Annotated in this window: 24 protein-coding genes and 1 tRNA gene; 13 read left to right on the top strand and 12 right to left on the bottom strand. The window is 60.4% G+C overall.

What is annotated here, in order from left to right; all coding sequences use genetic code 11:
- Window positions 1-145 precede the first annotated feature (145 nt).
- Window positions 146-328, top strand: coding sequence for a DUF3606 domain-containing protein (locus ABMA32_RS13965; RefSeq protein ID WP_349014354.1), 183 nt, complete (start codon window positions 146-148; stop codon window positions 326-328).
- A 102-nt stretch (window positions 329-430) separates the two neighbouring features.
- Complete coding sequence (locus ABMA32_RS13960) at window positions 431-646, top strand: hypothetical protein (protein ID WP_349014353.1); 216 nt, start codon at window positions 431-433, stop codon at window positions 644-646.
- Between the two features lie 66 nt (window positions 647-712).
- Here ABMA32_RS13960 and ABMA32_RS13955 read toward each other — a convergent pair whose 3' ends face one another.
- The 11 genes from ABMA32_RS13955 to ABMA32_RS13905 all read right to left on the bottom strand — a co-directional run bounded on the left by ABMA32_RS13955 (window position 713) and on the right by ABMA32_RS13905 (window position 7,997).
- Complete coding sequence (locus tag ABMA32_RS13955) at window positions 713-919, bottom strand: hypothetical protein (protein WP_349014352.1); 207 nt, start codon at window positions 917-919, stop codon at window positions 713-715.
- Between the two features lie 68 nt (window positions 920-987).
- Complete coding sequence (locus tag ABMA32_RS13950) at window positions 988-1,188, bottom strand: hypothetical protein (RefSeq protein ID WP_349014351.1); 201 nt, start codon at window positions 1,186-1,188, stop codon at window positions 988-990.
- Window positions 1,189-1,192: 4 nt separating this feature from the next.
- Complete coding sequence (locus ABMA32_RS13945; RefSeq protein WP_349014350.1) at window positions 1,193-1,522, bottom strand: hypothetical protein; 330 nt, start codon at window positions 1,520-1,522, stop codon at window positions 1,193-1,195.
- A gap of 285 nt (window positions 1,523-1,807) precedes the next feature.
- The gene (locus tag ABMA32_RS13940) at window positions 1,808-2,074 is read right to left on the bottom strand and encodes an HGGxSTG domain-containing protein (RefSeq protein WP_349014349.1); all 267 of its coding nucleotides are present in this window, start codon (window positions 2,072-2,074) and stop codon (window positions 1,808-1,810) included.
- Window positions 2,075-2,079: 5 nt separating this feature from the next.
- Window positions 2,080-2,766, bottom strand: coding sequence for a hypothetical protein (locus ABMA32_RS13935; protein WP_349014347.1), 687 nt, complete (start codon window positions 2,764-2,766; stop codon window positions 2,080-2,082).
- A gap of 17 nt (window positions 2,767-2,783) precedes the next feature.
- Window positions 2,784-2,912 carry a hypothetical protein gene (locus ABMA32_RS13930; RefSeq protein ID WP_349014346.1) on the bottom strand — a complete coding sequence of 43 codons (129 nt, stop codon included), beginning with the start codon at window positions 2,910-2,912 and terminating at the stop codon, window positions 2,784-2,786.
- A 57-nt stretch (window positions 2,913-2,969) separates the two neighbouring features.
- Entirely contained in the window at window positions 2,970-3,128 is a 159-nt protein-coding gene (locus ABMA32_RS13925; protein WP_349014345.1) for a plasmid mobilization protein, read from the bottom strand.
- A 1,455-nt stretch (window positions 3,129-4,583) separates the two neighbouring features.
- Window positions 4,584-5,111, bottom strand: coding sequence for a hypothetical protein (locus ABMA32_RS13920; protein WP_349014344.1), 528 nt, complete (start codon window positions 5,109-5,111; stop codon window positions 4,584-4,586).
- 493 nt (window positions 5,112-5,604) lie between these two features.
- Window positions 5,605-5,781, bottom strand: a complete 177-nt coding sequence (locus ABMA32_RS13915) for a helix-turn-helix domain-containing protein (RefSeq protein ID WP_349014343.1) — start codon at window positions 5,779-5,781, stop codon at window positions 5,605-5,607.
- Window positions 5,782-5,893: 112 nt separating this feature from the next.
- The gene (locus ABMA32_RS13910) at window positions 5,894-6,580 is read right to left on the bottom strand and encodes a hypothetical protein (RefSeq protein ID WP_349014342.1); all 687 of its coding nucleotides are present in this window, start codon (window positions 6,578-6,580) and stop codon (window positions 5,894-5,896) included.
- 70 nt (window positions 6,581-6,650) lie between these two features.
- A complete protein-coding gene (locus ABMA32_RS13905) occupies window positions 6,651-7,997 on the bottom strand; it encodes a tyrosine-type recombinase/integrase (protein ID WP_349014341.1) in 1,347 nt (448 codons plus the stop codon).
- A gap of 132 nt (window positions 7,998-8,129) precedes the next feature.
- On the opposite strand from ABMA32_RS13905, the gene ABMA32_RS13900 reads away from it, so the two are divergent.
- The 4 genes from ABMA32_RS13900 (at window position 8,130) to ABMA32_RS13885 (ending at window position 12,678) form a co-directional block, all read left to right on the top strand.
- A tRNA-Glu gene (locus ABMA32_RS13900) sits at window positions 8,130-8,209 on the top strand.
- A 936-nt stretch (window positions 8,210-9,145) separates the two neighbouring features.
- Window positions 9,146-10,534 carry an aspartate aminotransferase family protein gene (locus ABMA32_RS13895; protein WP_349014340.1) on the top strand — a complete coding sequence of 463 codons (1,389 nt, stop codon included), beginning with the start codon at window positions 9,146-9,148 and terminating at the stop codon, window positions 10,532-10,534.
- 44 nt (window positions 10,535-10,578) lie between these two features.
- Complete coding sequence (locus tag ABMA32_RS13890) at window positions 10,579-11,496, top strand: LLM class F420-dependent oxidoreductase (RefSeq protein WP_349014339.1); 918 nt, start codon at window positions 10,579-10,581, stop codon at window positions 11,494-11,496.
- 6 nt (window positions 11,497-11,502) lie between these two features.
- Window positions 11,503-12,678 carry a M24 family metallopeptidase gene (locus ABMA32_RS13885; RefSeq protein WP_349014338.1) on the top strand — a complete coding sequence of 392 codons (1,176 nt, stop codon included), beginning with the start codon at window positions 11,503-11,505 and terminating at the stop codon, window positions 12,676-12,678.
- A gap of 15 nt (window positions 12,679-12,693) precedes the next feature.
- On the opposite strand, the gene ABMA32_RS13880 is transcribed toward ABMA32_RS13885, so the two are convergent.
- Window positions 12,694-13,638: a nucleoside hydrolase gene (locus ABMA32_RS13880; protein WP_349014337.1), complete on the bottom strand. Its 945-nt coding sequence runs from the start codon at window positions 13,636-13,638 to the stop codon at window positions 12,694-12,696.
- Between the two features lie 360 nt (window positions 13,639-13,998).
- Here ABMA32_RS13880 and ABMA32_RS13875 point away from each other — a divergent pair, with 360 nt between their 5' ends.
- The 7 genes from ABMA32_RS13875 (at window position 13,999) to ABMA32_RS13845 (ending at window position 20,515) form a co-directional block, all read left to right on the top strand.
- Window positions 13,999-15,114 (top strand): ABC transporter substrate-binding protein, encoded by a 1,116-nt coding sequence (locus ABMA32_RS13875; protein ID WP_349014336.1) that lies wholly within the window; start codon window positions 13,999-14,001, stop codon window positions 15,112-15,114.
- An 81-nt stretch (window positions 15,115-15,195) separates the two neighbouring features.
- On the top strand, window positions 15,196-16,080 hold the full coding sequence (locus ABMA32_RS13870) for a branched-chain amino acid ABC transporter permease (protein ID WP_349014335.1): 885 nt from the start codon (window positions 15,196-15,198) through the stop codon (window positions 16,078-16,080).
- Between the two features lie 3 nt (window positions 16,081-16,083).
- Entirely contained in the window at window positions 16,084-16,959 is an 876-nt protein-coding gene (locus ABMA32_RS13865; RefSeq protein WP_349014334.1) for a branched-chain amino acid ABC transporter permease, read from the top strand.
- Window positions 16,943-17,716 (top strand): ABC transporter ATP-binding protein, encoded by a 774-nt coding sequence (locus ABMA32_RS13860; RefSeq protein ID WP_349014333.1) that lies wholly within the window; start codon window positions 16,943-16,945, stop codon window positions 17,714-17,716. The genes ABMA32_RS13865 and ABMA32_RS13860 overlap by 17 nt, the downstream gene beginning before the upstream one ends.
- A complete protein-coding gene (locus ABMA32_RS13855; protein WP_349014332.1) occupies window positions 17,713-18,435 on the top strand; it encodes an ABC transporter ATP-binding protein in 723 nt (240 codons plus the stop codon). Before ABMA32_RS13860 ends, ABMA32_RS13855 begins: the two co-directional genes overlap by 4 nt.
- 4 nt (window positions 18,436-18,439) lie before the next feature.
- Window positions 18,440-19,339, top strand: a complete 900-nt coding sequence (locus tag ABMA32_RS13850) for a polysaccharide deacetylase family protein (RefSeq protein ID WP_349014331.1) — start codon at window positions 18,440-18,442, stop codon at window positions 19,337-19,339.
- Between the two features lie 42 nt (window positions 19,340-19,381).
- The gene (locus ABMA32_RS13845; RefSeq protein ID WP_349014330.1) at window positions 19,382-20,515 is read left to right on the top strand and encodes a DmpA family aminopeptidase; all 1,134 of its coding nucleotides are present in this window, start codon (window positions 19,382-19,384) and stop codon (window positions 20,513-20,515) included.
- Window positions 20,516-20,520: the final 5 nt, after the last annotated feature.

The raw sequence follows: 20,520 nt of genomic DNA, 5'->3' as shown, positions 1-20,520 counted from the left end.
GGGCATATATGACAAGCCCCACCGAAGCGGGGCTGTATTCTGCGCCACCGAAAAAAGGCAAAAGTGGCGTGCTGCGCGGGACATCGTCATGGAACTTCGGGCACGCCGTCCCAGTTAACGTCGAGTGTTCGACGAGGAAGCGACGATGGCCGACGACAAGAGCAAGACTGACAACCGCGACCGGAGCAAGGTTGCTGGTGACGAGGATTACGAGATAGCGTACCTCTCCAAGCAGGCTGGCATCACACCTGAACAGGCCCGTGAGTTAATCAAGCGCTACGGCAACAACCGCGACAAGCTGATGGAGCATGCCAGGAAGCTGACCTGATCATGCTACTTTAGTTGATGGTTGATAATGGTAGCGATACCGAGGTTGACTCCAACCGGGCGAGGTAGAGGATAAGTCGGGGCTCGGATCAGGGAGGCCTTGATGAGCGACACCTATCAGCCTAGTGACGTGCATTGCTTGGCCCGGGTGGTAGAGCGTTATTGCGCATGGCAAGGAGTGTCTTGCGACTCCGACCGGCAGGCCGTCGCTACCGAGGTTATGGCGATCTATCGGCACGGAATTCACGAAGAAGAAGAGATTCTAGCAGCTTTGCTGCATAAGGGAGACCGCGCAAAGGCGCATATGCCTAGTGCTTGACTCCGGCTTCATCTTCTACGGTCGGCACGGCACTGTCTGGTAGCAGGCAGTCTGTGGCCGAAGTATCTATGCATCGTTCATCCTCATCCATTCGAGAACGAAAGGTTCGAGGCAGGCACAGTCCTCACAATCTTCAAGTTCGTCGTCGTATGCGAGCATATCGCAGACGATATCGTTCACCGTCGCTGCATGAAGCTGCTCGCCTTCCGCGAAGTGGCCAGCCCGCTTGGCATGGTCCAATGCGGCGAATACCAGCCTCCGCAGGTCACTCATAGAGGTGCTGCTATCCGTTCATCAGATGGTTTGCTTTCGCAGCATGGACGCGACGCCGGGACACCAGTTTACGGATGGTTCCGCGTCTTCGCAAAATCTGTGGCACCATCTCGGTCTGGCTTTTTCAGGGTTTCACCTGCCGCATCTTCTTCCGTCTCGGGATCATCCTCCGCAGGAAGATAGCCACGTGGACGCGTCTCTGCAGGGCCTTCCCATCGGGGAGATTGGTCTGTCGTTCCGGGCTTGCCGTCTTTAGGTGCATTACTCATGGCTTCACCTATTCTTGGACTTGAAAGGGAATGTGGCGTCGCCGTCATCATTGCCTGACAGGACGCGTGGGTTTGCGCTCGACACCCCATCGTTGCTTCCACCTTTGTGGCGCTTCTCCGACTGACCTTTAGCATCCGCCTCGGGATTACTCGTTGGCTTATTCTGCAAATCGGACTTGTCGCTTTCGCTGTGTTCGCCAGGCGGATCGGTCAGCCCAATACCTCGTGGCGGCTTTCTGTTCTCGGCGGCCTTTTGCGAGAAGTCGTCGTTTGGATCGGAACCTGAACGAGGCTTAAGCTCTCTTGCTCCGTGTTCGTATGCTGTCCTTGCCATGTCGACCTCCTATGAGGATGCAACAAGGACCGGGCGGGATAGGCGCTCGTCTGCCGTTTCGTTGGCCAGTGAGGGAAATCGGGAAAACCTCACTGTTCACCGCTACCGCCATGCCCGATTGACACGGCCCTTGGAACTATCCCAATGCACGAGGCACGAAACGGTTGCTGAGAGATTGGTTGAAACATGAGTGTCGGGTTGATGCCTCGCCGCAAGTAAGTCAAACGATGCGGTTGGACGGCGACGCAGCGTACTTCTTACTCACGCATCGGCAGCACTACGGACTCAGAGATCCGCAGCGGACGCCCGCGCTAGTCGGATTAAAGCCGCCACCGCAGCCCGTCTGTTGACCGCCTCACACGTGAATTGACCGTGCCTGTATCGACCATTGGCAACACCAGTAGGGGCGCCGGCTTTTGCACCGTGCATCCTGCAAACGCGCTTGCCTCTCACGGCAGGGCTGCGACATGCCTTTCCTGACCGCTTGGATTTTGCCGAACAGCGAGGAGCGGCATTAGCAAGGTGCAAGGGATTGACCGGCTCGGTTTTCATCTTTCCTACCCCCTCCCGCTTCCCGCGTGAACATCACCAACGATAGCCTGGCCGCCTTCAGACACGTTCACGCGCTCCACGACGATCCGTTGGTTGCCTTTGCTGCGGTGGCGCTTCAGTGCCTCCATTTGTGTCGTGAATGTCCGGCCCAGCTTGTTGAGGCTTGCTTCATAGATTGCCATTCCCTTGACGGTCGAAGAGGCCGAGAGTCCCGCCACAGCTTTCATGGTCGCGATATGTACGGCGGCCATTTGCAGAGCCAACATCATCTCCACGGTGTCACGAGGTTTGATGCCCGCAGCGATGGCAATGCCGTAGTTTGCCTGCTCCATATCCATCTTGGCGTTCGGTTTCATGCCAAGCCCAGTCGCCTCCCGAAGCCACCCGTAAACTATCGGCATGTCCCCGGTATTCAGGGCGTCCGCGATTACCTGATAGGCAATGGTCTTGTCGGGATGGTCTACACCCAGGACGGCATCAAACGTATTGTCGCCCGTCTGCTTCATCTCGCACTTCATCTGCGGGAGCGTGGCTCCGGAGCCTTTGCGCTTCCTGCAGCGCGCGACGGCGGCAGCCTCATCGTCTGAGGGCTGGTATTCTGCGGCCACCTGAGAGCGCGGCTGCAAAGGTATGACATTACCTTCATCCGCGCTTTTGTCCTTGGTCGCGGGGCCTTTTGCGGCTCTTGCCATCTGCTCCTCGTCTGTTTTCAGTGAACCGACTTGCCGCCATCCACAAGCGCACCGCTAGCGGCGATCTGGTGCGCTGCTTTGTGCACCACCTCACCCAGTAGCTTGCCGATGTCGCTGGTGGCGTACTTCAGAAACATCTGCCCCATTGCGTGGACTTCATGCGCCCAGGCCCATCAGCGTCAAGTCTGGTGAGGTCTGCATGGTCACGCGGCGGCCACCATGCCTTGGCTGACAATCGCACCGTCGCGGAGAAGCTGGCTCAGGCTGACGCCACGGGCGCGGGCGAGCGCACGCAGCGCCGCCTTCTCGTCTTGCGATACACGCACACGAATCTGTTTATCCATCGACTGCGCCAAACGCATTGCCGTCTCCGCGAAGATTTGTTGCCACAACATAACAATTTCTGTGGCAACAATCCAGAGGCGGATGCCTCTAACCCATTGATAACAATAGGCGTTTCAGGATGTTCCTTGTCGTCTCGCTGCGTCTTGGAGTGTTTCAAAAGTCGCGTCGGGGTCATCGCGTCGGATGAAAAAAATTCGCCAAAATGGGCGTCGAATGTGCCGCGCCCTCGCGGGGCGAAGTTGGGTTGGCAGACTTCGCCAACCCTATGCGGCTCTCTCATTGCGGCGGAATGCTTAAAGCCTCGCGCGCGCGTATTGGTCGCGGAATTAACCTGCGGACGTGCTTTTTATGGCTTCGCAAAAATTCAGACCGCTCGGAGTCTTTTCAAGATGAAAACACGAGGGGACCGCAAGTCGATCAAAGTCGCAAGTGTAGAGTTTGAATCAGCATCGGGTGGTGGCGCGATGAAAGCTCGGGTCGCAAATGGACCCGAGGTCCTACGCCATTGGACCGTGTGGCAAAATTTGCCAGACGGTAGCCACACTGGGCAACATGAAAAACAATCAAGAGCAATCAAGTGGCAAACTCTGCCACTCGATCCTACGCGGCGAGAAGGTGCGCTCACTGTCAACGTTGACAGTGACGGGGCGAAGCCGGCCGCTCCAAAACCCGCATTTAAATTCACTTATCCCGTTGAAAACATTGAGGGCCGTCAAACTGACTTACCCACGCCTAACCGCTCGAATAGCTTGGCAACCGCCGTCGCTGCTTCTGCGGCCATTGGGATTGGCTGCCCTTCCTCTAGAGGCTCCACCTCTGGCATGGTTTCGAGCATCAGCCGGTTTTGACGCCAGACGGATTCCGTCTCATCCCGCCAACTGGACATCAGGTTTTCACCTACGTTCCACCGGACATTGTGGTCAGGGCAGAAACACCAGTGGGTTCGGCCGACATTGGCCCATTGGGCTTGCCCGCATCGAGGGCATCCGCCGTAGTATTCTTCGCAGACTAATTCCGTCATGGCAGCGCTCCTGCAATTGTGAGGACAACGAGGGCTATTGAGAAACAGAGCGCGAGATAAATCACGTTCGCGCCCTCCTGCGTCTTGCAGCCCTGGCTCTGAACTTCTCTTTCCGTTCGAGCCACCGGGCCGCAGCATCCCGGTCCAGCCATTCGCGTTCATCTGCTATCGAGAGTTGGGGCTTTCGGCGCATCTTTGCCTTTTGATAATTCAGGGGTGCGCTCATCGGCTTGCCTCCCACGTTGGAAGACCTGGCGCTGCCGCTGGAGCTTGACGGGTTCCTTTCCCTCCAAAGCCCATGCGACGTTTCCGCCGGCACGGCGTTTGAGAGTTCGCGCCTAAAGGTCTCTGTCTCTGGTCTCTGGTCTTGGTATGTGGCACCGGTGCTACACGGTGTAAAACCAACTCAACCACGGGTGTCCAGACAGTGGGGACACGGTATGCACACGGTCTAACCATGGGCACCTCGCATAATCCGCGATTGCATCAGCCTTGCCGTACCGCCGATCAAATTGGCCGTATCCGCTCGTTTGGCAGCTTCCCTGGATTCCTTGGCCGCCGCTTTCTGAGCCTCGCGCTCAACGCGCTCGCCATCGGCAACCTCAAAAGCCGCCATGGCCTTTTCTCTCAACCGATCGCACTCAATAAGCTGGAGGCGCTTCCTCGTACCTATGGAGTGATCTGGATTGGCAATGGGGTTGTGACGAAACCATCGTTCGATGAGGATTACGTCAGTGTCCGGGTCGCGGTCGATCAGCTCAACCGCGACCAGTTCCTTCAAGACGGATTCGTATGCGGTTTCCGTCCATCCAAGATCGGCGCAGGCATACCCTCGCGGGAGTTCGTAAACCCCCGCGCTGGTTACGTGTGCATTGCTGAGCAGGTACAGGAATCCAACCTTTGCCTCGTCTGGCAAATTGATAAATCTTCGGGATCGCCACACCGCAGGCGCGACCTTTGTGAAGTTGCGGGCGCTCATCAGGACACCCCCTCACATTTGAGGCGGGCGTGCTCTGCCTTATGATGTTTCCGGCAAAGCCAGCGGACGACCATCGGACGGGAATAATCGTCGTGATGACCGTCAACTTCACTCGCGCCGCATACCTCACAAGGTTGTCGTTGTGTCAGGCCGCGACGTAGAGCAGATTCAAGCGACTTGTGCGCCCAACGCTTGAGCGGGTTGCTTTCGCGCCATTTTGCTTGGGATGGGAAGGCCAATTCCCTGGTCTCGATCGCGATCTCAGGTATGTCACTCATTGAGCGAGCCCTCCCATGCCTGAGAGGTGCGCGACCAGCCGCGCCGTCTCGATGCGCATGCTGAACCGCGTCAATAATTTCGCGGTCGCATAGGTCTCGGACGTTGCGAGATTCGAGGCTTTTTGGTATGAAGAAGGCACCACACCTTTCGACGATAGCGGAACGGTCAGCCCTGCCAGGCTGGCCGTTTTGCAATGTATCTCCATGCCTGCACCTCAAGCCGCTGCCGGGAGGCTCTTGAGGAAGTCTTGCAGCTCTGAAATCAGGATCAGGCTACGCTTGCCGTTCTTGCGGAGAGTCAGCTTTCCGTCCCGCGCAGCTCGGTAGATAGCCGAGCGCGATAGCCCGGACATCTCGACGGACTCGCTGATGGTTGCGGCTAGTTTGGTCATGCGTTTTGTTCTCCTGTATGTCGCGGCGTGCCGCCGTGTTGCAGGAGCCAATCTGGGACCATTTCTATGGAAAGGGGCGGTGCAGAACTCGCCAACTTTGCACCACCGAAATCTAGCTGCCAGCGGCCTTCATAATGACGGCGAGGTCCCTGAACAGGGAGTGGCAACGCGCAGAGAAGTCGATACGATCGCATGTGGCTGGCAACGCCATGTCAAGATGGGCGGGCTTGTCGGTGCGAGTCCCTTTCTCCCAACTCCGGATCGCCTCGGAGAGATTTTCGTCCCCGATATCTACAAACGCTCCGCAATGCTCGACGACGGCTTCCATAACGATTTCGCGGACGTCGGTTTTTGTGGCCATGCCGCCTCCATAGCCAGTGACTTTGCCGAAGCCGTCCCTCACAAAGCTCACGGCGTAGGAGCGGATGAAATCCCGCTTCACTTTTGAGGCATTGGCATTTGGGTTGCGAAGGCGCGTTAGGAAGGCAACTGCCACAATTACGAAAAATGCAGGGTGGCTTGATGGTAAGCCGGAAACCGTCGCTGCCGTAGCCAAATTACTGCAAAGGGCGGTTACAAATCCCTCGGGGGTTTTTACCGCCTGGTTTTCGGAGGTTATCTGTTGATCCTTGAGTTTCCACCACAGTTCTCCAACAGAGTCGAAAAAGCCCCTGATAGCGTCCAGTGGTTGTGCTTCCAAGAATTCCTTTGATGCCCAACGCTTTTCGCCAATGGCACCGGCAACTAGGTCTGCTCCATATCTGCCGTGGTTCACTAGAACTGGCGAATGCGACAACATTGGTGAGCCGCGAACGACCCTTGGCGGTGGACTTGGAATTGTTGCGGGTCGTAAAACGGCGTCTTTGAATTTAGCGCCTACCTTCATTTCGCAGCCTCACTACGTTGTCCTCTGATGTTGCTACGAGCGGTATTACAGCACCGGCTGACAGGTCATCGAGAGCGTCAACAATGGCGGCGCTATAGTGCAGTTCGATCATGCGAGCGCTGGTGTCGTGCAAGGCTGCTACAAGGCGCACAGGCAGGCCGGCGCGTAACTGACGAACGATAGATGAGTGCCGAAGCGCATAGGGAACGGTATCGGCCGGAAGCCCGGCGAGCTTGATGATCTTAGACCAAGGCCTCGCAAGCTCCGTAGCGTTGAGCCACGGCCCCCGTTCAGACTTCACCCAGCGCGGCGGCTGGTCTTCGGTAGCTTTCTCTTGCTTGTGCCGCCAGCGTTCCAGAAGGGGCTCTTTCCCTCGCCTTCCGGCAATGGCGGGTCGCAATTCCTCCAGAACATCGGATCCGATGCGAATGCCGATGTGCGACGCCTTTTTCTTTCCTCGGCCCTTCCGGCTGGTCGGAACCATCAAGCGGTTCTGTGCTATCTGCAAATCGGCGACGGCGTTGCGCTTGACCTGCGAGAAGCGCGAGCCTGTGGCGGAAAGAACAAGCACCATACGTAGAAGATCGCCGCCCCAGTCGTCATCGGAATCGACAGTGCTTGCGGCCTGGATAATGCGTCGGATGTCAGCGTCGGGGAGGGCGGCTTTGTCCCTGGCCTGCGCCGTCTCGGCATCTACCGTCGCCAGCCCTGCCTTGATGACCATCATCGTCTCGGCGGGGAGGCGGGCACGGTGTTTCATCGCAGCCGCGTTTAGAGCTGCACGGAGGTCGTTGACGATCCGGCGCACCGTCGCAGAAGCGAGCCCATCCGCCAGAGACGCACGCCACTTTCCCAGGTCAGACTCGGTGAGGGCGTGGAGGGCGATGGTTGCGAGCCGCGACCGTGAGACGTGCTTGGTAAGACGTACCCGAATATCTCGCTTGCTCTCACCGCGCGCCGCCTGCCTCACATCATGTGCGGCGATATGGTCCTGCACGGCAGAGCCAACGGTGGGGGCAGGGCCGTCGGCAGATGCGATTTCATCGGCCCGCGCCTGACTGGCAACCTTCGCAGCTCTTGTCTTGGCCTGCTCGAAGCTCAGGCAGTCAGCGCCGTTCGCTTCCATCTTCCCATCATCGGCAGTTCCGATGGTGGCTTGCTTGTATTTCTGATCACCCCGGTACCAGCGCACCATCCACCGGCCGCCACGCTTCTGCTTGCGATAGCCGAGGTGGACATCGGCATTGATGCCGCGCCAGTGGTTTCCCTCAGCCAATGCTTTCCGGGCGTTGGGCGTGGACAGTGCGGCTTCATTCAGGGTTTTCGACATCGAGGCGGATGACCAAATCGTCAAATATCCGTCAAATATACAGCCGCAGACGCGCTGACACAATAGGCGACGCCTGCCTTTAGAACGTGAACGGGGAACGAACGTGCGCGGAACAATGCGGAACATTCGGGGACGTTTGTGCGAAACGGGTCCAAGTATGCGGTTGCCCTCTCACGGCGCAAACCGGGGTTCGATTCCCCGTGGGCGTACCAATCCTTCCTAGAAACAAATCTTATCAAAGACTTGCCGGACCTGTTGTCCAACCTTTGAGTGCAGTTTGGACAAGATTTGTTTCCCGTTTGGGCACTGAGCCCGCTTACGGAGTAGTGCGCCGTTGCGACAGTCGGTGGGCGCGAGGCTAGCTGATGTGATGGCACAGCAGGAGCTTGCTGTTGTCCGCGAGACGGTGGCCGCTGAATAGTAGTTCAGTGCTTCTTGTCCGTTATGCGTGCAATGAGCATCCCGAGCGTCTCGCCCTTGAGCCTTTGCAGAAACGATGCCCGCTGCCGGTGCTCGCGAGTACCGCGAATTCGCTGCTGAAGAGGCATCAGGAACTCCGCGAGCTCGCGGACATGCTTTCCGAACTTCGCGTCGCGATTCTTCCGCGCCGACACGGCGCGCCGCTTTACATGAACGAAGCGGGCGATATCGAGGCCCTTTTGTTTGACCGCTTTGCGCCCCCTTATCGGACGGCTTACGCGGGAAGGGCATACTACCGAAAGCCGACTTTAACGCCCCCGGTATGACGTCTCTTGACCGCTTTGCACGCGTGAATGTGGGAAAAGCGCCTTCGTTGCCTTCAGCAAGGTAGGCCTTTGCCGATTGGCCACATACAACCGGTCACTATTGGGCGTTTGCTGTGACCTTGACGGGTGCTTTCAACCCTCATGCATTTACGGCGTTGGCGATGATCGGAAAAATGGGTGTTGTGAGCGTGATCGCGCGGCACACCTGACGGCTATAAGAGTTGCCGAAAGAAGTTCTGGAAACAACGTGAAACGACGAAATCCATTCGTCAGATTGGTGATCTACCGATCAATGGCCGGCAGGAATCCGGTTATGCTCAACACATCAAGACACTGACTGTCGCGGCATAGCAGGCAAGCGGCAGGATCAAACGCCTTTGAAGTATACGTCAGGGACAACGCATGCTGAACACTCCGCCCCTTGATAATGAACTAAACGCCTGGGACCGGGATCACTTCTTTCATCCGTCAACGGATATGGGTCAGCATGCGCGTGGTGACACGCCGAACCGCATCATCCGGGAGGCGGAAGGCGTGTACATCGTTGATCGCGAGGGAAAGCGTAGCCTCGACGGCTTTGCGGGGCTCTACTGCGTCAATATCGGCTACGGTCGCAAGGAGATCAGCGACGCGATCGCCGCGCAGGCCGCCGAGCTTCCCTACTACCATGCCTATGCCGGCCATGGCTCGGAGCCCTCGATCCGCCTAGCCAAGATGGTAATCGACCGCGCGCCTCAAGGGATGAGCCGGGTGTTCTTCGGCCTGTCGGGCTCGGATGCCAACGAGACCAACCTCAAGCTTGTCTGGTATATCAACAACGTCCTCGGCCGCCCGGAAAAGAAGAAGATCATTTCTCGCTGGCGTGGTTACCACGGCTCAGGCGTAATGACGGGCAGCCTCACCGGTCTCGCCGCCTTCCACAATCTCTTCGACCTGCCGAAGCCGCCGGTCGTTCACACGGAAGCGCCGTATTTCTACCGCCGGCCTGATCGTTCGATGGACGAGGCGGCGTTCTCGCGCCTCTGTGCCGAGAAGCTGGAGGAGATGATCCTAGCAGAAGGTCCCGATACGATCGCGGCATTCATAGGCGAACCTGTGCTCGGCACCGGGGGCATCGTGCCGCCGCCTGCGGGCTACTGGCAGGCAATTCAGGCCGTCTTGCAGAAATACGACATCCTTCTGATCGCCGACGAGGTCGTCACCGGCTTCGGCAGGCTGGGCTCGATGTTCGGATCGGATCATTACGGCATCAAGCCGGACCTCATCACCATCGCAAAGGGTCTCACCTCGGCCTATGCGCCGCTATCCGGTGTCATCGTCTCCGAGAAGGTCTGGCGCATTCTGGAGAAGGGTTCCGACAGCTACGGCTCGATCGGTCATGGCTGGACTTATTCCTCGCATCCGCTTTGCACCGCCGCCGGTGTCGCAAACCTCGACTATCTCGACCGTCACGATCTTGTGCGCAACGCCGGCGAGGTCGGTGCCTATCTGAAGCAGACCCTGGTCGACGCTGTGGCTCACCATCCTATGGTTGGCGATGTGCGCGGTGAGGGCATGCTCGCGGCCGTCGAATTTGTCAGGGACCGCGACGACCGCGTTTTCTTTGATGCGTCCGAGAAGGTCGGCATCCGGGTGGCGGCGGCACTCCTCAGGCGCGGCGTCATCGGCCGCGCCATGCCACAGGGCGACATCCTCGGCTTCGCGCCGCCGCTTTGCCTGACGCGCGAGGAAGCAGACACGATTGTCGCGGCCGTAAAGGGCGCGGTGGACGAGGTCGGCGCCAGCCTTTAAGGGCTGGAACGGCCCGCAGGATTATCCCTTGGAGTAATTGGCATATGAAGATCGGCGCCCTGTTCCCCCAGTTCGAGATAGGGGAGAACCCGAAGGATATCCGAGATTTCGCGGTCGTGGCCGACACGCTCGGCTACACGCACCTGACCGCTTTCGACCAGATCGTCGGACTGAACAAGGCGAGCCGGCCGGACTGGACCTATGTCCACGATGCCGGCGACATGTTCCACGAACTGTTCGTGCTGTTCGGCTACCTCGCCGCGGTGACGGATAAGATCGATTTCGTGACCGGCGTGCTTGTGTTACCAATGCGCGGAACGGCGCTCGTCGCCAAGCAGGCTGCGGAAGTCGACCTGCTCAGCGGCGGTCGGCTGCGGCTCGGGGTCGGCGTCGGCGTCAAGCCTGATGAGTTCGAGGCCTGCGGCGAGGAGTTCCGCAACCGCGGCAAGCGCATGGACGAGCAGATCGAACTGCTGCGCAAATACTGGTGCTCCGACCTGATCACCTATGAGGGCAAGTACCATCGCGTCATCGACGGCGGGATCAATCCTCTGCCTGTCCAGCGACCGATCCCGATCTGGATCGGAGGCGTTTCGGAGGCTGCGATCAAGCGTGTTGGGACGCTGGGAGACGGCTGGCTGCCCAATTTCCAGGCCGACGATACCGGCAGGCGCGCCATCGCAGCGATGCGCGAAGTGGCGGTCGCCAACGGCCGCGATCCCGACAAGATCGGCATCGAGGCGACGATGACGATCATCGACCGGACGCATGCCGAACTGCGCGATGAGATGGAGGAATGGCGCGCGATGGGCGCCACCCACATCACCGTCAACACCATGCCGGAGCGTTGGGTCGAAGAAGAGCAGCGCTGGAACAAGGCCGACATTGGCGGGCTTTCAGATCCGGCAGCGCATATCGAGGCGATCAAGGAATTCCGCGCCGCGCTTCCTGCGTACTTCTGAAGACCGATGACAGTTTTTAATCGTCCGGAATTCCTGTCCCGAATCGTGCGCGTCAAGGCGCGCATGGCGGACGCTGGGATCGATATGCTGGTCGTGGCCGATCCGGCGAACATCAACTATCTCACTGGTTATGACGGCTGGTCGTTCTACGTCCACCAGTATGCGGTGCTCGGTCTCGACTTCGACGAACCCTTGTGGATCGGCCGTGCCATGGATTCGCCGGGCGCGTTGCTGACCGCGTTCCTGAAACCCGAGAACGTGGTGCCGTATCCTGAGACCTATGTCGATTCCACCTTGTTTCACCCGGCACAGTTCCTGGCGCAGCGCATCTCCGACAGCGGCCACGGCAAAGCGCGCATTGGGGTGGATCTCGACGCCTTCTATTTCACCGCTAAGGACTATATCGAGCTCGGCAAAGCGTTGCCGGGAGCGAGCCTCGTCGATGCCGAAGGGCTGGTGAACTGGGTGCGCCTCGTCAAGTCGGACGCGGAAGTCGCGCTGATGCGCGGCGCCGCAGCGATCGTCGGCAAGGCGATGGAAGTCGGTATGGCGGCGGTCAGGCCAGGCGTGCGCGAATGCGACGCTGTGGCCGAGATCACCGCCGCGCAATTCCATGGCACTACCGAATTCTGGGGCGATTATCCTGCGGCGCTGGCCCAGGTGCCGAGCGGCAGGAAGAGCGCGGCGCCGCATATGACATGGTCCGGAGACACCTATCAGAACGACACGGTTGCCTATCTCGAACTCGGCGGCTGCCACCATCGCTACCACGCCGCGCTGGCGCGCACGCTCTATCTCGGCAATCCGCCGTCCGAGCTGACCTACATCGCCAAGGTCGTCGCCGAGGGGCTCGACACCGCGCTCGATGCGGCAAGGGCGGGTATCACCTGCCATGACGTCGAGGCGGCCTGGCGCAGGGTCATCCGCCGCGCCGGCTATGACAAGGCGTCGCGCATCGGCTATTCGATCGGCCTGAACTATCCGCCCGACTGGGGTGAGCGCACCGCCAGCCTGCGTGAGGACGACCAGACTGTGCTGGCCCCAAACATGTGCTTCCACATGATACTCGGCATGTGGATGGACGACTGGGGCTATGAGCTGAGCGAGACCTTTCGCGTCAGCAAGAATGGCGCTCCGGAGGTGCTCACCTCGTTCCCTCGCGACCTCGTCGTCAAACGCTGACGGAAAATTCGCAGCTCACGGTAGGCGCGACAGGCGCTCAAGGATCAGGTCGTAGAATGGGGGATTGTCGAGATCCCTAAGCACCATGCAGTTCGGTTCCTGCTTGGTGACGTTCCACCAGTCCACGACTGTCATACCCATCGTGGTCGGCGACGTGATCTCGATGCTGACATGGCAGTTGCGACCGCCGAACAGCTCCGGCTTGAGCAGGTAGCCGATCACGCAAGGGTCGTGCAGCGGATAGCGGTCCGTACCGAACTTCTGGTTGCCCCACTGCTGGTAGAACTCGGCCATTCCAGCCGCCTCGACCGCGGTTCGCGTGCCGACGGCGCGCAGTTGCTTCAACCAATCGGGCGTCATGAGCGCCTTATACGTGCAGTCGATCGGAACCATGGTCAACGGCACGCCCGACGTGAAGACGACATGGGCGGCGTGCGGATCGACGAAGATGTTGAACTCGGCAGCCGGAGTCGTGTTGCCACCTTCGAAGAAGCCACCGCCCATGAACACGATCTCCCGGATGCGGGTGACGATCGCAGGTTCCTTGATCATGGCCATCGCGATGTTCGTCATTGGACCGAGCGGGCAAAGCGTGATCTCGCCCGGAGCGCTCGCCATCAGCGTGTCGATGATGAAATCAACGCCGTGCTTCTCGCCGAGGGCATGCGACGGCTCCGGGAGGTCGCATCCTTCGATTCCGCTTTCGCCATGGACGTATTCCGCGGTGAACAGCTTGCGCACCATCGGACGTTGGCAGCCGGGATAGACCGTGATGTCGCCGCGTCCGGCCAGTTCGAGCACCATCTGGGCATTCCGCGCGGTGCGGGCGAGCGGCACGTTCCCGGCGACGGCGGTAACGCCCACGACCTCCAGTTCGTCCGGCGATCCGAGAGCAAGCAGGATGGCGAAGGCATCGTCCTGACCCGGGTCGGTGTCGATGAGGATTTTCCGTGGGGGCATAGCAGGCATTCACCAATGAGAGGGCGCAGGCGGGAATAGCCTGCGCGCCTAAGAGTTTCGTCGTATACCGGCCGAAGTTTCTTCGGGCGATGCTGGGATCGATTTGGTCTACAGCGTTCGCAAATCGGAACAAGCTGCACGACGCTGCGACGATTGTCACAGAAGCTCTGTCGCATCATCTCCGAAACAAGTCGCCGGCACCGAAACTTATTCGGCTACACCGCCGACGCTTCGATTGTTTTTCCGTGGCGCACTCAATACCGTTTCCCTGCGCCAATCCCGGCCATCTCCCAAATGCCGGGCCTGCGTCAAGACCAAGAGGCAAAACGCCCTCCTAACCCTCCAGAGAGAAGAAAAACGATGAAAAAATGGCTTTCACTTGCATTGGCCGGCGCAGTGGCGACAGCCAGCACGCTTGGCGCCGCGCAGGCCGCCGACCCGATCCAGATCGGCGTCATCGCCAACCTGACCGGGCAGGACGTCAAGACCAGCGTGCAGATGGTGCGCGGCGTCGAACTCGCCGCCGACGACATCAACGCGGCGGGCGGCATCAACGGCCAGCCGATCAAGCTGATCGTAGAGGACTCCGAATACCGCGCGCAGGAAGCGCTCAATGCGGCGACCAAGCTATACACCGTGGACAAGGTCGAGGCCGCCATCATGTTCGGCGGCAGCAGTCTGATGATACCTGTCGCCCAGATGGCAAAGGAGCAGGGCAAGATCCTGGTCAACACCTCCTCTTCCTCGCCGAAGCTCGGCGAGTATCCCGGCACGCTGTTCAGCATCCTGCCCCTCGATGACATCCTCGCGAAGGACCTCGGCAACCTCGTAGCCGACGGCGGCGCGAAGACAGCTGCTGTCGTTGTGCCGAACAATGCGTTCGGACTGGGTGTCGCCGAGGCCGCCGCCGCGGCGTTCAAGGCCAAGGGCGGAACGATCGTCGAGACGATCGCCTACACCGAAGGCCAGCCCAACTATCGAGCCGACATCCAGGTGCTGGCCGGCAAGAAGCCCGAAGCCATCATCACCTGCGGCTATGGCGACGATTCGCGCACGATCCTGCGCACCGTGCGCGAGCTCGGCATCGACGCTCCCTGGTACGCCGCCTATCCGTCCATCCTCGAAGTCGAGAATCCGGAGTGGATGAGCGGCAAGCTTTCGGGTGTCGATAATGGCGGCTATTCACAGGGCGTCGGCAAGGCGGTGCTCGACAAATACAAAGCCAAGTACAACGAGGAAGACGTCCTCGCTCACGTCTACTACGGCTATGACGCCTTGATGGTGCTGGCCGAGGCGATGAAGAAGGGCGGGACGGACGCGGCATCAATCGCGAAAGCGCTTCCTGATGTCGTGAAGGCCTATGATGGCGCCAGCGGCAAGATCGTCTGGGATGATCGCGGCCAGCGCATCGACCCGCCGCTTGACATCATCGCCTACAAGGACGGCAAGTTCGAGACCACCGGTACCCTCAACTAATCCAGCCGCCAAATATCAGCCGTCGCGGTCCTCCGCGACGGCTGATATTATTTTTTGAGTGTCCGGCGACCAGGACGTCACGTGCTTCAAGTCTTTATCAATTCGATAGTCTACGCCAGCGAGATCGCCGTGATCGCTGTGGGCGTTTCGCTCAGCTATTCCGTCCTGCGCTTCGCCAACTTCGCGCATATCCAGCTTGCCATCGTAGGCGGCTATCTGACGTACAGCTTCGCGGCGATCCCCGGCCTTCCGATGGTCATCGCCGTGCTGCTCGCAGCGATCGGCACCGGCATTATCGCCGTCCTGATCGATGTGCTCGTCTTCAGCCGGATCCGCGGTATCTCGGCGGAGGGCAAGATGATTGTCTCGTGGGGCGTCGCGCTCTTCATCCGCTCTATGCTGTCTGTGATCTATGGCGGTTCCGCCAAGGTCTTCGACGTGCCGAGCGAGGTCATCATCGTCCAGGATGCCGTATTCACCACCCTCGATATCACGGTTGTCGTCGCGACCGCTGTGCTGATGGTTGGACTTCACGCCTTTCTATACCGCACGCGCACCGGTTCGGCGCTTCGGGCGCTTGCCAGCAATTACGACCTCGCGGTGACGCGCGGAATTCCAGGCGAGCGCCTCATCCGGCTGATGTGGTTCCTGTCTGGCGCGCTCGCGGCCGTCGGTGGTTCTCTTTTCGCCATGCAGACGCGCCTGCAGCCGAGCCTCGACCTCGTCATCCTGCTGCCGGTGTTCGCCGCCGTCACCATCGGCGGTATGTCGAACGTTTTCGGAGCAGTCATTGGCGCCTTGGTGCTTTCCTTCGCGCAGAATTTCCTGATCTGGATCGACTTCGGCACGCTGTTCTTCGGCGAACCCTGGCACATTCCCACGCAGTTCCGCGACTATATCGCGGTGCTGGCGCTGCTAATCGTCCTGCTCCTCAAATCCGGCCGCGCGGCCGGCGGCAAGAGGTAGGCGATGATCGACTTCGTCATATATTCGGTCACCGTCATCGCCATCTGGTCGGTACTCGCGCTCAGCCTGAATTTGCAGTTCGGCATGACCGGTCTCGTCAATTTCGGGCAGATACTCCCCTTCGCGATCGGCAGCTATGCAGCTGGCATCGCTGCGTCTTTCGGCTATCCCTGGTGGATCGGCGTCATCGGCGGGTTGCTGTTCGCGCCGTTGCTTTCGCTGGCGGTGATCCTGCCGGCACAGAGGCTTTCGCAGGACTACTGGGCGCTCATCACACTCGGTGCTGCCGAAATCTTTCGGCTCACAATGTTGAACACGCCTTCGCTGGCGGGGGGCGCGGACGGCCTCAACGTGCCGCGTTTTGGCAGCCCCGTGCTGGCGCTTTGCATCGCGCTCGCGCTGCTCGTCGTGTCATTCTTTTTTGCCGAGCGGGTAAGCCGTTCGCCCTTCGGCCGCATGCTGCGGGTGATCCGGGAAGACGAGGTGCTCGCCTCGACGCTTGGTCGCAATCCGATCCGCTATCAGGCCTCGGTCTCGGTGGCGGCCTGGATGATGGCTGCCGCAGCTGGCATCACCTACGGCCATTTCAGCGGCTACGTGGCGCCGACGAGCTTCACCGTCACGGAGACCTTCATCATCTGGACCGCGGTCATCGTCGGCGGCCCGGGGCGCAACATAGGCGTCGTAATCGGTGCAGCCGTCATCCAGTTGCTCGGCGTGTCTTCGCGTTTCGTCGCGCAGTGGGTCGACCTTCCATCCGACCTCATCGCGAACCTGCGCCTTGCGGCATTTGGTCTGATCCTCGTCCTGATGTTCATCTACCGGCCGCAAGGCTTGATTGCCGAGAAGCGGGAGGCACACAATGTTGACCGCGACTGATCTGAGCCTACGCTTCGGCGGCCTCAAAGCGCTCGACCGCGTCAGCATCGAGGCCCCACCGGGCATGGTGACCGGGCTGATCGGGCCAAATGGCTCCGGCAAGTCGACGCTGCTCAACGTGATCGGCGGCGTTTATGTGCCCAACGGGGGCGAGGTGACGCTTAACGGCGCGCCGCTGCCGTTGGGGCGACCCGACAAGGTCGCCCAGAAGGGCGTTGGCAGGACTTTCCAGATCCCGAAGCTGGCGCAGCGGCTGACAGTGTTCCAGAACATGCTCGCCGGCGAACCAGACCATTGCGGCGAGCGGATCTCGAACCTTTTTTTCCGGCCCGGCAGGGTCGCCCACCAGGAGCGCGCCGCAGCCGAAAGGTCGACGTCGATCCTGAAGCGGCTGGGCATGGTCCACAAGGCAAACGATCTGGCCGGCAGCCTGTCTGGCGGCCAGCGCAAGCTGCTCACCATGGGCATGCTCCTGATGGCCGATCCTGCCGTGATGCTGCTGGATGAACCGGCAGCCGGCGTCAACCCGGTGCTCATCGAGCAGCAGGTCGCTTTCCTTAAGACGCTGCGCGACGAAGGCCGCATCGTCATCCTGATCGAGCACAACATGGACATGATCGCCAATGTCTGCGACCGGGTCTATGTCCTCGACGCGGGCAGCGTGATCGCCTCCGGCACACCCGCCGAAATCCGCTCAAACGAGACCGTCATCCGGTCCTATCTCGGGCAGCCGGCAGAGGCTGAGGACGAGCCATGAGTGAAATCCTCTCCTTCACCAATGTCACGGCCGGCTATGGTCCGGTCACTGTGCTCAACGACCTGTCGATGGAGCTTCGTGCCGGCGAGATCCTCGCGGTTCTCGGCGCCAACGGCTCGGGCAAGTCCACAGTGCTCAAGACGGCGATGGGCCTGACGCAGGTCAGCGAGGGCAGCGTGATGCTGGCCGGCAAGCAGATCACCGCGATGCCGGCCCACCAGCGCGCCGCCGGCGGACTCGGCTACGTGCCCCAGACCGGCAACGTGTTTTCCGACATGACCGTCTGGGACAACCTCCGCATGGGCGCATTCCTGCGCCCGAAGCAGTTCGCTACCGATGTGGACGAAGTGTTCGGCCTCTTTCCGCGCGTCAAGGAGCGCCGGAGCGAGAAGGCAGGTAACCTGAGCGGCGGCGAGCGGCGCATGCTTTCTATCGGCATGACGCTGCTCATCAAGCCGAGCATACTCCTGCTAGACGAGCCGAGCAGCGATCTCGCGCCGTCCACGGTCGATCTCGTCTTCGAGTCGATCGCGGAAATACACTCGCGGCTGTCCGTGCCGATCCTGCTGGTCGAGCAGAACGTCAACAAGGCGCTGGCGATATCGAGCCGCGTCTGCGTGCTGGTGCGCGGCAGGCAGGCGCTTGACGTTCCCGCCAAGGAGATCGATACGCGACATCTTCACGATCTTTTCATGGACGGTGGCGTCCGTACCAGCTGAGGTGATGATGATCACGAACCCGCCACCCTGGCCGAACGGCGCGCGGTGCGCGGTCGCGTTCAGTTTCGATGTGGATGCCGACAGCGTCGTGCATGCCGCGCACGGAGCAGCCGCGCCGGCCATGCCGCATGCGCTGGCCCACATGCGCTACGATCCATTCGTGGCGACGCCGCGCCTTGCAAAGCTTTTCGGGGATCTCCAGGTTCCGATGACCTGTTTCGTACCGGGCTGGGTGGCCGAAACATACCCGTCGGCGATCGAGGCAATCCTGAAGCACGGCAACGAACTCGGCCATCACGGTCATTTCCACGAATGGCCCAGCAAGCAGAGCGTTGAAGCTGAGAGGGAGACGCTGGCGCGCGGATCGGAAGCCCTGGCGAAGGTTTCCGGCAAGCGGCCGCGCGGCTATCGCGCACCCTATTATGGCCTGTCCCCGGCGACCTTCGACCTTCTGATCGAGGCGGGTTTCGACTACGACTCCTCGCTGTTTGCCGACGATGTGCCAATCCTCCTCGACAACGGCAAGGGCAAGCTGGTTGAGATACCTGTCCCTGCTTCGGTGGACGACTACAACCAGTACGTCTCCAGCCGCGCATTCGACTACCTGATGAAGATTTCCTCTCCGCAGCAGGCGCTTGAGGTCTATCAGGCCGAATTCGACGCGCTGCGTGAGTTCGGCGGCCTCTGGGTATCCGTCTGGCATCCGGCTGTCAGCGGCCGGCCCGCGCAGGCGCTTGCGATCAGGAAGCTCATCGAGCACATGCAGTCGGTCGGAGGCGTCTGGTTCGCTACTCTCGGCGATATCTCCGATCACGTCGGCCGGCTGGTCGAAGGCGGCAAATGGCAGCCGCGCATCGAGACAATCCCGTTCTACAAGGCGCCTGTCCTAGACCATCCGACATGAGAGACGGGTCCGCGTGACCACACGACCCCAAGTGAGACAGAAATGACGACCCCACACGACCCCAAGCGCCTAACGCCGTCCGGCCTTCCGAGGGCACGCTTCTACGACATCCCCTTCGATGGCGCGCCCGGGCCGAACAACGCCATCACCGACGTTCCCGGCGTCGCTGTCGGCTACACCACGCTCATCGAAGGTGACGGTCCTCTGGTCGTCGGCACGGGACCTGTTCGCACCGGCGTCACCGCCATCCTCCCGCGCCCCAGGGCTGAGCTTGCCAGCCCCGTCTTCGCCGGCCTGTTCAGCGCCAACGGCAACGGTGAAATGACGGGCTCCCACCTCATCGAGGAAATCGGAACGTTCAACCTGCCAGTGACGATCACCAACACGCATTCCTGCGGCGTTGCTCGCGATGCGACCGTCCGCTGGTTGGGAGGCAAGGATCCTGATGCGCTTGAGGACAGCTGGGGCTTGCCAGTGGCTGCCGAGACCTATGACGGCTTCCTCAACGACATCAACGGGCACCACCTGACCGCCGAGCATGTCGCTGCGGCGATCGACAATGCCACGAGTGGCCCGATCGACGAAGGCAGCATCGGCGGCGGCACGGGAATGGTCACATTTCAGTTCAAGGCAGGTTCGGGAACAGCCTCCCGCGTTGTCGGCTGGCAGGGCAGGACTTTCACCGTCGGGAGTTTCGTCCAGTCGAACTTCGGTCCCCGGAAGAACCTGATGATACGCGGCGTTCGCGCGGGTGCCGAACTGGCGGAGCCTCAGATCATCGAGAGGACGCCTCGCAGGGAAAAGGGATCGATCATCGCTGTCGTGGCGACGGACGCGCCGCTGCTGCCGCATCAATTGAAGAGGCTCGCGAGGCGCGTGCCACTTGGCGTCGCATGGACTGGTGGGCTCGGCTACCACAGCTCCGGCGACATTTTCCTGGCGTTTTCGACGGCGAATCCGGAAGCCGCGAGCTCGCCGCCCGGACGATTGGCGCAGGCCCTCTATGTACCCGATTGCGACATCGACCCGTTCTTCGACGCAGTCGTCCAGAGCGTCGAGGAAGCGATTCTCAACGCGCTCATCGCCAACGATGACATGACAGGCCGTGACGGGAACTACGTCCCGGCGCTGCCAAGGGACTGGCTTGAAACCAAATTTGGCCGTAGATCGATCTGACACTA

Origin of the sequence: Mesorhizobium quangtriensis (assembly GCF_040081925.1) — a bacterium.
GTDB classification, from domain to species: Bacteria; Pseudomonadota; Alphaproteobacteria; order Rhizobiales; family Rhizobiaceae; genus Mesorhizobium_K; species Mesorhizobium_K quangtriensis.
The sequence above is the reverse complement of the archived record's forward strand: the minus strand, read 5'-3'. Positions and strand labels throughout refer to the sequence as shown.